We start from the raw sequence: 12,355 nt of genomic DNA, 5'->3' as shown, positions 1-12,355 counted from the left end.
CGCGGCGGTTGTGTTGTCAGGGCGCGGCGTGGAGCATTTTCTGCATCAGCACAAGATCGATCCAACGCCCGAACTTCCATCCCGCCTGCGAGAGCCGCCCCGCATGAGCGAAGCCCTGCCGGTCGTGGAAGGCGAGGCCGGCTGCATTCTCGGCACTTATCGCGGCAATCAGCGAATGTGCGTCCGCCGCCCGGGCCGCCTCCTCGATCCGGCGCAGAAGCGCGGGACCCATGCCGCGGCCCCTCGCCTCGGGCGCCAGCATGATCGTGTGCTCCATCGTGCGGGCGTATCCGGTGCCGCCCCTGAAGGCCGCGAAGGTGCCGAGGCCAAGGATCGCGTCACCTTCGACCGCCACGAAGACCGCGCCCGGTCGCGCCGCGATGAGGGCGGCGCACCACGCCGCGTCACGCACCGTGGCATCGAAGGTGGCCGTGGTGCTCTCGGCGATCGGACCCACCACGGCGGCGAGCGCCGCGGCGTCCGCGGCAACCGCATCCCGCACGATCATTGCAGGATCCGCGCGCGTCCGTCTGACGAGAGAGCCGCGCGCAGGGCGGGCACGGTCTCGGGGCGGAACAGCACGACCTGCTCGTCGAAGAGCGGCGTCAGCAGGCGCGACAGCTCGGCGGCCTCGGGATGGGCGACCTCCAGCCGGTCGATGGCCAGCCCGGTCGAGGACAGCGACGTTCCCGGCGGCACCGGGCTGCGCCACTCGATCAGCGCCGGGAAGACGCCGTCGAAGGGCAGCGCGCCGTCCTCTGGTACCGCCATGCGCCATTCGAGCCGCCCGCGCGACATCTCCACCGGGCACCCCGCCATGGGCAGCCTTGCGACAGCCGCGTCGAGGTCCGGCACCCGGCACACCCACGCGGCAAGCCGTGCCGGCCCCCGGAAGGTGTCGAACCCGAACCAGCGCGGCGCCTCCGGCGGCGGCGCGCCGGGGTCGATGGCAATGGCTTCGAGGTAGTGACCGCGGTCAAGGCCCGCGACCCGGTTGTGGGTGCCGAAGCGCGCGTGCTTGCCGCCGTTCTGCATGGGCAGGCCCAGCGACGCCTCGGCGTGCGCCACGGCCTCTTCGAGGGTCTCTCCGGCGACGACGAGGTGGTCGAGCCTCAGCACGTCGCGGCGTCCTGTCGCGTTCGATCTATCATGTCGCGACTATGTGACCGCGCGCCGAGATGCGCGAGCGGAAAATGGCGACCGACCCGCCCGCCTTTGGTCGCAGACCTCACCGCGCCTTGAACAGCCCGCCGAGGACGCCGCGCACGAGGCGCCGTCCGGTGGTCCCGCCGAGTTCCTTCACCACGGCGCGGGTCAGCGCCGCACCGATGCCCGCGGCGGCGCCGCGTCGGGTCGGCGCGGACGAAGACCGCCCCACTCGAGGCCCGGTATAGCGGCGGGCGGCGGAATAGGCGCGGGGCGCGGCGGCCTCGGTTTCGGCCTCCGTGCGTTCGGCCTCGGCAGCGGCGCGGGCGGCATCCTCGGCACGGGCCTTCAGTGCCTCGAAGGCCGAGTGCCGGTCGAGCGGCGTGTCGTAGCGCCCGCCGAGATCCGAGGCGGCGACATGCGCGGCGTGCTCCTCGGGCGTGAGCGGCCCGAGCCGCGAGGACGGCGGGCGGATCAGAGTGCGCTGGACCACGCCGGGCGCGCCCTTCTCGGCCAGGAACGAGGTCACCGCCTCGCCCACACCGACCTCGCGGATCGCCGTCTCGGTGTCGAAATCGGGGTTGTCGCGGTAGGTCTCGGCCGCGAGCCGCAGCGCGCGGCGGTCACGCGCGGTGAAGGCGCGCAGCGCGTGCTGCACACGGTTGCCCAGCTGGCCCAGGACGTCCTCGGGGATGTCGTCGGGCGACTGGGTGACGAAGTAGACACCCACGCCCTTCGAGCGGATCAGGCGCGCGACCTGCTCGACCTTCTCGATCAGTGCCGGCGGCGCGTCGTCGAACAGCAGGTGCGCCTCGTCGAAGAACACCACGAGCTTGGGTCGGTCGGGATCGCCCACCTCGGGAAGGGTCTCGAACAGTTCGGACAGCAGCCACAGAAGCACGCTGGCATAGAGCCGCGGCGACGACATCAGCCGATCCGCCGCAAGGATGTTGACCATGCCGCGCCCTTGCCCGTCGTGGCGCATGAGATCCGCAAGATCGAGAGCGGGCTCGCCGAAGAAGGACGACGCGCCCTGCCCCTCGAGCACCAGCAGCCGGCGCTGGATAGCACCGATCGAGGACACCCCGATATTGCCGTAGCGCAGTGACAGCTCGGTGCGCATCTCGCCCACGCGCACGAGCATCGCCTGCAGGTCCTTGAGATCCAGAAGCGCCAGCCCCTCCTCGTCGGCGAGCCGGAAGGCCACGTTGACCACGCCCTCCTGCGCCTCGGTCAGCTCCAGCATCCTCGAAAGCAACAGCGGCCCCATCTCGGCGACGGTGGCGCGGACCGGATGGCCGGCCTCTCCGAAGATGTCCCAGAAGGTCACGGGCGGCGCGGCATAGGCGAAGTCGGTCAGCCCGATGGTCGCGGCGCGCTCGCGGAAGGCACCGTCGAGCTTGTGGTCGGCTCGTCCAGCGTGTGCGAGGCCCGAGAGATCGCCCTTGGCGTCCGAGAGCAGGACCGGAACGCCGGCGGCCGAGAATGCCTCGGCCATGATCTGCAGCGTGACGGTCTTTCCGGTGCCCGTGGCGCCCGCGATCAGGCCGTGCCGATTGGCGTAGCGCAGCGAGAGGTGCTGGGGCGTGCCGTAATCCGGGCCGCCACCGCCGATGAAGATGCCAGACCCGTCCGTCATGTCGCCCTGCCCCCGTGCCGCGCACCCCGCACGCTTCGACCATACAAATTTAACGCCTTCATGCCAGAGTGATGACTGTCCGGTCCTCATGTCCTCTTCGGGCCGGACGACTTCCTCCCTGTCAGACTGGCCGCGCCTTCGGGCGCGGCTTTTTTCATGAACCGAATATGCCGGATTTCGGCACGATTTTGCCTGTTGACCGACCCGAGGTGTCATCGTAGCGTCCCAGTCAATGACAAAGTCGGCCGGTCCGACGGGGAGAGAGCCGGGCGATCAACGCCACGGCAAGAATTCGGAAAAGGAGCCTTCGGGCTCCTTTTTCACGTTCCGACGCGCCCGGCTCGCGCGCCGCTCGCCCGTCCGTGAGACCGGCGTGGGCGGCGCGACTTCCCCCCTGACACCGGGAATCCGCCATGCTATGCGCAGGCCCGACGGAATGACGACGACAGCTCGGAGGAGCGCATGACGATCAGACTGACCCACCTCTCGCTCATTGCGGCACTGGCGGCCTCGCCCGCCCTGGCGCAGGACGACGGCGCAGCCGACACCGCGACCGAGGACACCCCGGCGGCGGCGGCACAGGCCGACGATGCCGGCACCACCGCGGAGGCCGGCGCCGACGCAGGCACCGAGAGCGAGGCCGAGGACGGCGCGCCCGCGACCAACGAGGCGGACATGGGCCTTCAGCCGACACAATCGCAGGCGGCCCAGTCCGGCCAGTCCGAGGGCCCACAGGCCTTCGTGAAGTCCGAAGAAGGCGACTGGCAGGTTCAGTGCGTGCGCTTCCCCGACGGGACCGAGGCGCAGTGCCAGCTGTTCCAGCTGCTCAACGCCAGCGACGACAACCCGATCGCCGAGACGTTCTTCTTCAAGCCGCCGGAAGGCTCGCAGTTCGAGGCCGGCCTAAACATCCTCGTGCCGCTCCGCACGCTGCTGACCCAGCCGCTCTCGATCTCGATCGACGGCGGGCAGGCACGCCAGATCCCGTACATGATGTGCACCGGCGAAGGCTGCGTCGCGCGTGCGGGTATCTCCTCGCAGGAGCTGAACCTCTTCAAGCGCGGCGCGTCCGCCGAGGTGACGATCATCCCTGCCGACGCCCCGGACGAGCGCGTGGTCGCGGAAATGTCCCTGTCGGGCTTCACCGCGGGCTTCGAGTCGCTGACGCCGATGCAGCAGCCCCGCGCGCCGCAGCAGTAAGCGGACTGAACCAGACAGACGAAAGGGCCGCCGGAGCGTTCCGGCGGCCCTTTTCTTTTGCGTGTCGTCGGCGAATTTGGCGCCCCGTGTGGAAGTCGTCGATGCGATGCAGGGGCTGACGTGGCCGTCACCGATTTCCTTTTGCGAGAAGAGCCAAGTTCACCGGGCGAGCGCGCGCCGCTCTCGCCAAGTCGCTACCTGCACACCGGCCGGGCAAGCCGTCCAGCGCCCGTACCGCCGCTCGAACCCGCGAAGCATCAAACGCCCTCAGCCGCGGCCCAGCCCGTCCAGCACCGCCGCCGCCGCGCGGTCGGCCATGGACGGTCCGTCCCGGCCCAGCCGCTTCATCGTGGTCTCGAGCGCGCGCATCTGCGCTTGCGGCGCTTCCAGCACCGACAGGAGCGCCGGGGCTATGGCCTCCGGTCGGCATCTGGCGCCGATGAACTCGGGCACGGCACGGGTCTCGGAGACGAGGTTCACCAGCGTCACCGTGTCGGTCAGCAGCATCCGTCCGATGATCTGCCGCGACAGCCAGCCCATGTCGTAGGCCACCACCATCGGGGTGCCTGCGGCGGCAAGCTCCAGCGACACGGTGCCGGAAGCCGCCAGCGCCACGTCCGCCGCACCGAACGCCGCCCGCTTTTCGCCAAGCGCCGCGTCGCCAAGGTCACGCGGGTCGATAACCACGGCGCGTCCGGGCCAGCTCTCGGCCATCTGCTGCACCTCGCCCGCCACCGCCGGCGCCGCGGGCACCACGAAGCGCAGGTCGGGCCGCGCCTCGTGCACCCGTTCGAGCGTGCGCCCGAAGACCGGCCCGAGCCGCGCGACCTCGGACCGACGCGAGCCGGGCAGCACCAGCGCCACCGGCGCCTCGCCCAGCCCGTGGGTCAGGCGGAACCGCGCGACCTCGGCCGCACTCGCCACCGGCTCGCGCGCCACGGGGTGCCCAACGAAGTCGCAGCGGATGCCGGCGGCCTCCATGTAGGGTGGCTCGAACGGCAGAAGCGCAAGCACCTGGTCCACGTGCGCGGCCATTTTCTCGGCGCGTTTCGGACGCCAGGCCCAGACCGTGGGCGCGACGTAGTGCACGATGCGGATGTCCGGCGCCCGTTCTCGGACGATCTTCGCCACGCGCAGAGAGAATTCCGGCAGGTCCACGGTGACCAACACGTCGGGCCGCGCGTCGATCACCGCCTGTGCGGTCTCGCGGATGCGGGCCTTGAGCGCACGGTAGTTCGACAGGATCTCCACGATGCCCATGATCGAGATCTCGTCCATCGAGAAGATCGAGCGCAGTCCCTCGGCCTCCATCAGCGGACCGCCGACACCGTCGAAGCTCACCTCTTCGCCCGCCTGCGCGCGCAGGCCCCGCATCAGCGAGGCACCGAGCCGGTCGCCCGACGGCTCTCCCGCGGTCACGAACACGCGCATCAGACAGCCTCCCCACGCACCCAGAGCCAAAGGCCCGCCGCGTCCAGACGGCGGATCACCTCGGGACGGTCGAGAACGATGACCCCGCCCGCCTCGATCACAATACCGCGCAGTCCGGCACGCACGGCCCCGGCAGCGGTTTCGGGGCCGATGGTCGGCAGGTCGGCGCGACGGTCCTGCCCGGGCTTCGGCGCCTTGTAGAGCACGCCGCCACGGGCGTGACCCGGCAACCCGCGCAGCATGGCATCTGTGCCGCTGTCGTCCTCGCGGGCGATCACCGCGCCCTCGGCCACCACGCAGGCCTGTCCCAGATCGGCGCGGCCCATGTCCTCGATCACTGCGTCGCCGATACGCGCGTCCGCGCCAGCGCTCGTGTCCGGATGAGTCCGGGTCGGCACGCCGGCGGCCGGCAGCAGCTCCGGCGCCGCCTCGTGAGCGGCGACCACGGTGAAGCCCCGCGCCTCGAAAAGTGCGATCACCCCGCGCAGCGCGCCGTCGTCGCCACGGGCCAGCGCGCGGCGCATTTCGGGCAGCATGGCGAGCGTCCGCAGGTCGAAGGCGAGCGGGCTGATGTGCGGGCGGTCGACTCCGCCACAGAGGCAGACACGATCCACGCTGCGCCGCTTCAGCGTTGCCATGAGTCCACCGAGCCGCTCCAGCCGGAAGGTGATGTCGGGGGTCAGGCCCTCGGGCGCGTGGCCGGTCAGCGCGCAGACCAGCGGGCGCGCATCCTGCGCCTCGGCCACCGCGCGCGGCAGCTCTCCCCGTCCGGCGATCAGCGCGAGCATGGGTGGATCAGCCCGGCGTGAGGAAGTGACGGTCGCTCTCGGCCAGCACGAAGTCGGTGATCTCGCGCACGTAGTCGCTCTGGGTCTCGTCGCGCAGGCGGCGGGCGCGGTCGGCAAAGGCACCCTCCCCCTGGGCAAGCATCTGGAAGGCGGCGCGCAGCGCGGTGATGTCCGAACGCGCGACGCCACGGCGCTTGAGGCCCACGAGGTTCAACCCGTCGAGCTTGCCGCGCGGCGCCTGCACGAGACCGAACGGGATCACGTCGTTGGTCACCATGGTGACGGCGCCGATGATCGCGCCGCGCCCGATCCGGACCCACTGGTGGACGCCGGACAGGCCGCCGACGATCACGTCGTCCTCGAGCACGCAGTGCCCGGCCAGCGCGGCGTTGTTCACCAGGATCACGCGGTCGCCCACCTGCGCGTCATGCGCGACATGGCAGCCCGCCATGAAGAGTCCGTCATCGCCCACGCGGGTGGTGCCGCCGCCGCCCTCGGTGCCGCAGTTCATTGTGACGTGCTCGCGGATGCGGTTGCGTTTGCCGACGACCAGCCGGGTCTTCTCGCCCCGGAACTTGAGGTCCTGCGGCACCTCGCCGATCACCGCGAAGGAGAAGATCGTCGTCTCCTCGCCGATCTCGGTGTCGCCGGTGACGACCACGTGGGACTTCAGCACGCAGTTCGGCCCGAGCTTCACCATCGGGCCGATATGGCAGAACGGGCCGATTTCGCAGCCCGGCCCGATCTCGGCGCCCGGTTCCACGACCGCGCTGGGGTGGATCGTCGCCGCCTCGGTCACGAGGGCAGGTCCATCATCGCCGTGAACTCGGCTTCGCACGCCATGTCGCCCTCGACCTCGGCATGGCCCCGGAACTTCCAGACCTTGCCGCCCGGCTTGCCGCGCAGCGTTTCGAGGGTCATCCGAAGCTGATCGCCGGGGATCACCTTGCGGCGGAACTTGCAGTTGTCGATGCCCATGAAGTAGATGAGCATCTCCTTGTCCTCCAGTTCCATCGTCACGCCCACCATCACGGCGGCGGTCTGGGCCATCGCCTCGACGATGGTGACGCCGGGCATGATCGGTGTGCCCGGGAAATGTCCCTGGAAGTGCGGCTCGTTCATCGACACGTTCTTGATGCCGACCGCGCGCGCGGTGCCGTCGATCTGCTCGACCCGGTCCACCAGCAGGAACGGGTAGCGGTGCGGCAGGATCCGCTGGATCAGCTGGATGTCGGCTTCGGTACGGGTGTCGGTCATCGGGCTTTTCCTTGCGGTCGTATCGAGGCACAGCCCTAGCAACGGGGGGCTGCGGCGGCAAGCGCGACGCACCGCGGACCGCGGTCGCGCGCTCAGTCCTCGGGCGCGGTCTCGGGAAAGATCGAGACGTCCGGTGCGCCGTCGAGACCCTCGTCCTCGGGCTCGGCGGAGGCATCGGGATCGGCCTCGAGCGGCGCGGTATCGAGGTCGCTGCCGTCGCCGATGCGCTGGTCGAGCCGCTCGATCACCAGGTCGGTCACGTCCGTCACGTCGAGGCTGAAGATCGTCTGGCGCCGGTCCAGAAGCACCGCGGCGCCCGCCTCGCGCATGATGTCGGTCATCATCGGCTCGGCGGCGGCGAGGATCGCGCGCCGCGCCTGTTCGGTGCGGGCCGTGAATTCCTGCGCCTTCTGGTCCTGTTGGGCGCGCAGGCGGCCGACCTTCTCGTTGAAGTCCTGCGCGGCCTCACGGAAGGCGGCGGGCTCCATCCGGTCGCGCGCCTCGGTCAGCGCCAGCTCTTCCTCGCGCAGTTCTTCGGAAATGCGCTCGCTTTCGGCGGCGATGGCATTGCCCTCCGCCTCGATCTCGGAGAGCACCCGCCGACCATAGGCACTTTCGTCGATGACGCGCTCTCGCTCGATGGTCAGGATCGGGCTGCGGACGGGGCCGCCGCCGTCCTCGGACGTGCCTTCGGACCGCAGCGGGCCGACGCCCTGCATGGGCATGAGGCCGGTCGGATCCGATCCGCCACCCTGCCCTTGCTGCTGCGCTGCGGCCCCGGCGGCAAGGCCGAGGCCAAGGCAGACCCCGAGAACCGCGCGCCCGATCCCCATCAGAAGTCGGTGGAGATCGTCAGCTCGAAGTTCTGCTCTTCATCCTGCGTCTCTTTCGAGAGCGCCTCGGAGAAGTTGAACCGCAGCGGCCCGAGCGGAGTGTCCCAGAACAGCGAGACGCCGACCACCTGCCGCAACGCGCCGTCCTCGTAGAGGACGTTCGAGTTGGTCGAGTCGAGGCCCCAGAGGTTGCCGACGTCGTAGAACACGCCGCCGGTGATGCCGTACTCGTCCGGCAGGCCCAACGGGAACTCGGCCTCGAAGCGGGCGACGGCGAAGTAGTTGCCGCCGAGCGCGTCGTTGATGCCGTTGGCGTCGTCGAACTCGCGCGGGCCGATGCCGCCCGGTTCGAAGCCGCGCATCCGGCTGGAGCCGAGGAAGAAGCGGTCCGTCACGCGGCTGCCGTCGCCGTCATAGGCCAGCGCGCCGGCTTCGACCGTGGCACGAAGCGTGACCTCTTCGTTGAACGCGAGCCGCTGCGCCACGGCGCGGGCCGATGTCTTGACGAAGGTGGTGTCGCCGCCGAGCCCGCCGAAGTCCTGGCCGAACTCGAGCAGCACGCCCGCATTCGGGTCGAGCCCGGTCCGGCGCGTATCGTAGGACAGGGTGTAGCCCACCGAGCTTTCGATCAGCTCGCCGCGATCGGCCTCGGCCCGGACGAGCGAGCCGACCTCGCTTTCGTCGGGGATCGTCAGGTCGGTGTAGCGCGCGGTGTAGCGGAACTGCAGCCGGCTGTTCTCGGAGACCGGGAAGGTCAGCGACGGCGAGAACGTCCCGATGGACGTATTGTATTCCGCGTTGTCCTGATCGGTCTCGGCATAGCTGAGGTCGATCCCGAGCGCGAGGTCGCGCCCCAGAAGCGCCGGTTCGGTGAAGTTGAACGAGTACCGCTGGTTGTCGACGCCGGTATTGAACTGGAGCCCGAGCCGCTGACCGCGGCCCAGGAAGTTCTCCTCGCGGAAGCCGAGCGCCAGACCGAAGCCGTTCGAGGTCGAATACGAGCCGCCGAAGCTGATCGAGCCGGTGGGCTGCTCCTCGACGTCGACATCGACGATGACCTGCTGCGGCGACGAGCCCTCACGTGCGTTCACGTCGGCATTGGCGAAGAAGCCGAGCGCACGGATGCGCTCTGCCGCGGCGCGGATTTCGCGCGGGTTGAACGGGTCGCCCTCGACGGTATCGAACTGACGCCGCACCACGCGGTCGAGGGTGGTGGTGTTGCCCTCGATGTCGATGCGTTCGACGAAGACGCGCGGCCCACGGGTCAGCACGTAATTCACGTCGAGCGTCAGGTCGCGGTCGTTGCGGGTGATCTGCGGATCGACTCGGATGAAGTCGAGGCCTTCGCGGATCGCCAGTCGCTCCAGCCGGGCGATGTCACGCTCGACCAGCGCGGGCGAATAGGTCTGGCCCGGGCTCACCCGGATGGCGTTGCGGAACGCGGCGGGATTCACGCCGTTCACGTCCGAGGACACGTTGACCGCCCCGAAGTTGAACTGCTGCCCCTCCTCAACGTTGAAGGTCAGGAAGTAGCCGTCGCGCTCGCGCGCCAGCTCGGCGTTCACGCCGGTGATGCGGAAATCGACATAGCCGCGCGAGGAATAGAAGTCCTGCAGCAGCTGGCGGTCGAACTGGATGCGGTCCTCGATGAACGTGTCCGACCCGATCAGGGCGCGCAGGAGGCCCGCCTGCTTGGTCTGGATCGCGCGGCGCAGCCGGCGGTCCGAGTACTGGTCGTTGCCGACGAAGCCGATGCGCTCGATCTCCGCGACGCCGCCTTCGAACACCTCGAACACGAGGTCCACGCGGTTGTCCGAGCGGCGGATCAGCCTCGGTTCGACCCGGGCTGCGATGCGACCCTGTTGCGAGTATGCTTCGACGATTGCGTTCGCATCGGCCTCGGCCTGGGTCGGGCTGTAGACCCGCCGCGGCTGAGAACTGACCTGGGGCAGCAACGCCTCGTCGTCGATGCGGCGATTGCCCTCGATCGCGATGTTGTTGACCGTCGGAAACTCGACCACGCGGATCACCAGCGTGTTGCCTTGCGGCACGATTTCGACCTGCTCGAACAGGCCCGAATTCTGAATTCGCTGATATGCCGCGTTCAGCTCTCCGCCCGACACCGTCTCGCCGCGGGCGATGCCCGCGTAGCTGAGGATCGTGCCGCTTTCGATGCGCTGGTTGCCCTCGATCGACACGTTGGTGAACGTGTAGCTCTGCGCGGCGGCAGGCGTTGGATACGTCCCGTAGACCGTGGAAGTAGCAAGCGCGATGATCGCCGCACCGGTCGCAAGGCGCCGGCGCACTGGCTGAGCAGCCGCGCGGCGGGCGTTTTTCTTGTCGGTCATGCCGCCTGTCCCGTCAAAATCCCTCGTGGGATCCAGTATCGGGATCGCCGCACCTTGTCAAAAGCCTAAGCCGGCCGCGAAGGCCACCTGTGGCCCTTTGGATCAGAGCGTGGCGACGTACGAGCCGAGCGCCAGCGCGGCGGCGATAGCGGTGCCGTAGAAGGCCAGGTCCCAGTTCAGCGCACAGACGAGGCGCGGGCCGCTGAGACGGTTGAAAAGGGTGGTCATGGTATCGTGGCTCCCAACTCGGATCGGGGGCACGATAGACGGCGAATGCGGCAAATATTCGACACGTTTGCCGGGATGTCACGATCCGCGAGACTTGCGCCACGGTCGCGGCCGGGCCGCTTCGCCACGCGATATCAGGGGCAGAAGATGTCGTTGGTCAGCGCAAAGACCATCAGGCCCAGAACCAGCGTCACCCCGATGGACATCAGCACCTTGAGGGCGCGATCCGACGGCGGACGGCCACGCAGCGCCTCGTAGGCGTGGAAGCACAGGTGCCCCCCATCGAGGACCGGCACGGGGAAGAGGTTCAGAAGACCGACAGCAGTCGACAGCACCGCGATGAACCAGATGAAGCTTTGAGTGCCCTGGCTCGCCATCGCGCCGGAGGTCTCGGCGATACCGATGGGGCCCGAGAGGTTGCAGGTCGAGATCGCGCCGGTGAGCATGTGCCACAGGCCCGACAGCGACCCGCGGATGATCTCGCCCGTCTGGCCGACGCCCGCGGTGAACGCATCCACCGGGCTTGGCGTCTCGGTCGCAGGATCGAAGAACAGACCGCCGGCGATGCCGATGCGGTAGACCGTGCGGAACGCCCCGCCCGGCTGCGGCTCGTCCACCCGGCGCGGCTCGAGCGTGAGGTCCAGCGTGTCCCCGTCTCTCCATACGCTGAGGTCGACGGGTGCACCTTCGGACCCCTCGACCGCCTGACGCAGTTCGCCGAAGTCCACGATGTCCCGCCCGTCGATCCCTAGGATGACGTCGCCGGGTTCGAGCCCTGCCTCGGAGGCCGCAGACAGCGGCAGCACCTGCGTGGCGAGCGGCACATGGACGTAAGGCCCCTGCACCACCATCTCGGTGCCATCGCGGATGATCGTGTATTCTAGTGTCTCCTGAACCGGCAGCGAGTCGAGGTACTCGTCGAAGCCCGCGTCCTCGAACGGCGGCAGCGGCTCGCCGGCGATGGCGATGATCTCGTCGCCGGCCTGTAGCTCCTGCTGGCTCGGAAGGTCGTAGATCTCGCCCACCGTCAGCGGCTCGGACGTGACGCCGCGCGCCATGAAGATCGCTGTGAAAACGATGATCGACAAAACGAAGTTGAAGACCGGGCCGGCCGCGACTGTGGCCGAGCGGGCCCAGAGCGGAGCGCCGGACATGGTGCGGCGGCGCTCGGCTGCGGTCAGACCCTGGATGGCTTCCTCGTCGGTGCCGCCCGAGGGGTTCGCGTCCCCCTTGAACTTCACGTAGCCGCCAAGCGGCAGAAGCGCGAACTGCCAGCGGGTGCCGCGCTTGTCGACGCGGGAGAACAGGACCGGTCCGAATCCCAGCGAGAACACGTCGGCGTCGATGCCGGACCAGCGCCCCACGATGTAATGACCGTACTCGTGAATCGCGACGATGACCGACAGGGCGACGATGAACGCGAGAAGGGTCCAGATCAGGCCGCCGAACTGCGGTAGCAACGTCACGATGTCCAAGGGCCCGGTT

General features: G+C 69.2%; 12 protein-coding genes. 1 reads left to right on the top strand and 11 read right to left on the bottom strand.

Going from position 1 to position 12,355, the window contains the following annotated elements:
* Window positions 1-16: 16 nt before the first annotated feature.
* From BMX29_RS05190 to BMX29_RS05180, 3 genes are all read right to left on the bottom strand, one after another.
* Window positions 17-508, bottom strand: a complete 492-nt coding sequence (locus BMX29_RS05190; RefSeq protein ID WP_092810967.1) for a GNAT family N-acetyltransferase — start codon at window positions 506-508, stop codon at window positions 17-19.
* The gene (locus tag BMX29_RS05185) at window positions 505-1,119 is read right to left on the bottom strand and encodes a VOC family protein (RefSeq protein WP_342342376.1); all 615 of its coding nucleotides are present in this window, start codon (window positions 1,117-1,119) and stop codon (window positions 505-507) included. The genes BMX29_RS05190 and BMX29_RS05185 overlap by 4 nt, the downstream gene beginning before the upstream one ends.
* Before the next feature lie 109 nt (window positions 1,120-1,228).
* Entirely contained in the window at window positions 1,229-2,785 is a 1,557-nt protein-coding gene (locus tag BMX29_RS05180; RefSeq protein WP_092810965.1) for a helicase HerA-like domain-containing protein, read from the bottom strand.
* Between the two features lie 462 nt (window positions 2,786-3,247).
* Between BMX29_RS05180 and BMX29_RS05175 the strand changes: the two genes are divergently transcribed.
* Entirely contained in the window at window positions 3,248-3,985 is a 738-nt protein-coding gene (locus tag BMX29_RS05175; protein ID WP_092810963.1) for an invasion associated locus B family protein, read from the top strand.
* Window positions 3,986-4,252: 267 nt separating this feature from the next.
* On the opposite strand, the gene lpxB is transcribed toward BMX29_RS05175, so the two are convergent.
* From lpxB to rseP, 8 genes are all read right to left on the bottom strand, one after another.
* Complete coding sequence (gene lpxB, locus BMX29_RS05170) at window positions 4,253-5,416, bottom strand: lipid-A-disaccharide synthase (RefSeq protein ID WP_092810961.1); 1,164 nt, start codon at window positions 5,414-5,416, stop codon at window positions 4,253-4,255.
* A complete protein-coding gene (locus BMX29_RS05165) occupies window positions 5,416-6,204 on the bottom strand; it encodes an LpxI family protein (RefSeq protein WP_092810959.1) in 789 nt (262 codons plus the stop codon). The genes lpxB and BMX29_RS05165 overlap by 1 nt, the downstream gene beginning before the upstream one ends.
* Before the next feature lie 7 nt (window positions 6,205-6,211).
* Window positions 6,212-7,003, bottom strand: a complete 792-nt coding sequence (lpxA, locus tag BMX29_RS05160) for an acyl-ACP--UDP-N-acetylglucosamine O-acyltransferase (protein ID WP_043843790.1) — start codon at window positions 7,001-7,003, stop codon at window positions 6,212-6,214.
* Window positions 7,000-7,461: a 3-hydroxyacyl-ACP dehydratase FabZ gene (gene fabZ / locus BMX29_RS05155; RefSeq protein WP_043843788.1), complete on the bottom strand. Its 462-nt coding sequence runs from the start codon at window positions 7,459-7,461 to the stop codon at window positions 7,000-7,002. The genes lpxA and fabZ overlap by 4 nt, the downstream gene beginning before the upstream one ends.
* Before the next feature lie 92 nt (window positions 7,462-7,553).
* Window positions 7,554-8,294: an OmpH/Skp family outer membrane protein gene (locus BMX29_RS05150; protein ID WP_092810957.1), complete on the bottom strand. Its 741-nt coding sequence runs from the start codon at window positions 8,292-8,294 to the stop codon at window positions 7,554-7,556.
* The gene (bamA, locus tag BMX29_RS05145; protein ID WP_092810955.1) at window positions 8,294-10,642 is read right to left on the bottom strand and encodes an outer membrane protein assembly factor BamA; all 2,349 of its coding nucleotides are present in this window, start codon (window positions 10,640-10,642) and stop codon (window positions 8,294-8,296) included. Before bamA ends, BMX29_RS05150 begins: the two co-directional genes overlap by 1 nt.
* Before the next feature lie 102 nt (window positions 10,643-10,744).
* Complete coding sequence (locus BMX29_RS19740) at window positions 10,745-10,870, bottom strand: hypothetical protein (protein WP_276202309.1); 126 nt, start codon at window positions 10,868-10,870, stop codon at window positions 10,745-10,747.
* Window positions 10,871-11,004: 134 nt separating this feature from the next.
* Entirely contained in the window at window positions 11,005-12,345 is a 1,341-nt protein-coding gene (rseP, locus tag BMX29_RS05140; RefSeq protein ID WP_092810953.1) for an RIP metalloprotease RseP, read from the bottom strand.
* Between the last annotated feature and the right edge of the window lie 10 nt (window positions 12,346-12,355).

Origin of the sequence: Roseivivax marinus (assembly GCF_900109705.1) — a bacterium.
Taxonomy (GTDB): Bacteria; Pseudomonadota; Alphaproteobacteria; order Rhodobacterales; family Rhodobacteraceae; genus Roseivivax; species Roseivivax marinus.
The sequence above is the reverse complement of the archived record's forward strand: the minus strand, read 5'-3'. Positions and strand labels throughout refer to the sequence as shown.

What these genes read in the sequence shown, in the direction of transcription:
- BMX29_RS19740 (WP_276202309.1), bottom strand. Translation starts at nt 10,870, where the DNA reads ATGACCACCCTTTTCAACCGTCTCAGCGGCCCGCGCCTCGTCTGTGCG.
- BMX29_RS05165 (WP_092810959.1), bottom strand. Translation starts at nt 6,204, where the DNA reads ATGCTCGCGCTGATCGCCGGACGGGGAGAGCTGCCGCGCGCGGTGGCC.
- BMX29_RS05150 (WP_092810957.1), bottom strand. Translation starts at nt 8,294, where the DNA reads ATGGGGATCGGGCGCGCGGTTCTCGGGGTCTGCCTTGGCCTCGGCCTT.
- bamA (WP_092810955.1), bottom strand. Translation starts at nt 10,642, where the DNA reads ATGACCGACAAGAAAAACGCCCGCCGCGCGGCTGCTCAGCCAGTGCGC.
- fabZ (WP_043843788.1), bottom strand. Translation starts at nt 7,461, where the DNA reads ATGACCGACACCCGTACCGAAGCCGACATCCAGCTGATCCAGCGGATC.
- BMX29_RS05175 (WP_092810963.1), top strand. Translation starts at nt 3,248, where the DNA reads ATGACGATCAGACTGACCCACCTCTCGCTCATTGCGGCACTGGCGGCC.
- BMX29_RS05190 (WP_092810967.1), bottom strand. Translation starts at nt 508, where the DNA reads ATGATCGTGCGGGATGCGGTTGCCGCGGACGCCGCGGCGCTCGCCGCC.
- BMX29_RS05180 (WP_092810965.1), bottom strand. Translation starts at nt 2,785, where the DNA reads ATGACGGACGGGTCTGGCATCTTCATCGGCGGTGGCGGCCCGGATTAC.
- lpxB (WP_092810961.1), bottom strand. Translation starts at nt 5,416, where the DNA reads ATGCGCGTGTTCGTGACCGCGGGAGAGCCGTCGGGCGACCGGCTCGGT.